Annotated in this window: 1 protein-coding gene; it reads right to left on the reverse strand. The window is 65.1% G+C overall.

The window, feature by feature from the left end:
- Positions 1–174 precede the first annotated feature (174 nt).
- Positions 175–990, reverse strand: a complete 816-nt coding sequence (locus tag ACFWBF_RS37395) for a GntR family transcriptional regulator (RefSeq protein WP_377541226.1) — start codon at positions 988–990, stop codon at positions 175–177.
- Positions 991–1,106 lie beyond the last annotated feature (116 nt).

A 1,106-nucleotide genomic window follows, 5' to 3' on the forward strand; every position in this document is an offset into this window, starting at 1 on the left:
CGGGCACTGTGAGCCATACCTCTTCACCTGCCATGGGGTGATCTCCTGTCGGTACAACGGGGGTTCGGACGCTAGTGACACCGGCGACTGTGGGGCACTGCGTGGGCAGAGTGCCTCACGAGGGGCCTATACCGGAACGTATCGGATGAGTGTTCGATTCTCCGGGGCGGGGATTTAGGGCTGAGATCCTGCCGAGTAGTAGTCGCCGGTTGAGGGCTGCACAGGCCATCGAGCCGCGCCGCGACGTTGTAGCGGATACCTGACGCTGAACAGCTCGCCGGACATTCGGATGTCCTGCACCTCCACCACGCGGGCCTTACTACCGCGTCCGAGAGAGGCAACCCGCAGGATTCGCAGCATTGGCACGCCAGGAGGCAGGAGCAACGTCTCAGCCTCAGCCGGGTTCGGTGTAGCCGCGGTGACCTCCTCTTCCCACTGCAGTGGTTGCTGGGCCCACTCCTCAATGCGGTCATACGAGCCGCCGAGGCCGGTGCCGCCGGCGAGGACCGGCACGTCCTCGACGATGTCGGGGTGGAACCAGGATGCGGCGAGCTGGCGGTACTGCGGCTGCTCCGGATCGCCGTTGGCGCGCTCGCGGAGTAGGACCAGAGTCCCGGGAGTGATGCCCAGCAGTTCCGCGACATCCGCCGGTACGGGGCGGGTGTCGATGGCGAGACCGAGGCCCTGAATGGTGCGCCAGTGTTGGACGGTTGGTCCGGAGTAGTAGCCCAGGTGGTCACGCTCGATGTTGCGGGACCGCACGAGCCGCGTCGTTGGACGCTGGCGCACGATCGTTCCGGCACGGCCGCCCGGAGACTCGGCTAGGCCCTCAGCCTTGAGCTGGTTCAACGCCTGGCGCGCAGTCTGACGGTTCACCGAGTAGCGCTCGGCCAGCGTCTCGATGCCTGGCAACCGGTCTCCTGGCTGCAGCTCGCCCCGCTGGATCTGTGTGCGCAGGTTGGCTGCAATCTCATCGGCCGTGCTTGGCATGGCTCGCCTCCCTTCATGTAGTCGCTGCGACGTTACGTGCTAGCAGCAAATCTTGACACATGACGCACTGAGAGGGCAATATCAAAGCTCGGAACGTGCTAGCACGTTCGGTGCGA

The organism is Streptomyces sp. NPDC060028 (assembly GCF_042736725.1).
Classification (GTDB): domain Bacteria; phylum Actinomycetota; class Actinomycetes; order Streptomycetales; family Streptomycetaceae; genus Streptomyces.

What these genes read in the sequence shown, in the direction of transcription:
- ACFWBF_RS37395 (WP_377541226.1), bottom strand. Translation starts at nt 990, where the DNA reads ATGCCAAGCACGGCCGATGAGATTGCAGCCAACCTGCGCACACAGATC.